At 51.0% G+C, this 263-nt stretch carries 1 protein-coding gene; it reads left to right on the top strand.

Annotation, left to right across the window (positions count from 1 at the left end):
- A partial coding sequence (locus AAEY72_RS15340) for a hypothetical protein (RefSeq protein WP_352311445.1) occupies positions 1–263 on the top strand: 263 nt, incomplete at both ends.

Raw genomic sequence — 263 nt, forward strand, 5'->3', positions numbered from 1 at the left:
GGGTTGATCCTTACTTTGAAGTCAGCCGCTATGGCGAAAAATTAGCGTCGGCCAACCCAAGCTTTGACAACCTCTACGACACCTTGATGGGAGACCCTAGTTTCAGCTCGGAAATTTTGGAACAGTTGGTCGAGCAGTATCTAGAAGAAACTCAGCCTAGCGTGGTCGCGTTAACCGTGCCTTTTCCCGGTAACATGCTCGGCGCTTTGCGTATTGCGCAAACCTGTAAAGCCATCAATCCTGAGCTTCCCATCGTCATGGGC

Origin of the sequence: Psychrobacter sp. W2-37-MNA-CIBAN-0211 (assembly GCF_040309405.1) — a bacterium.
Lineage (GTDB): Bacteria > Pseudomonadota > Gammaproteobacteria > Pseudomonadales > Moraxellaceae > Psychrobacter > Psychrobacter glaciei.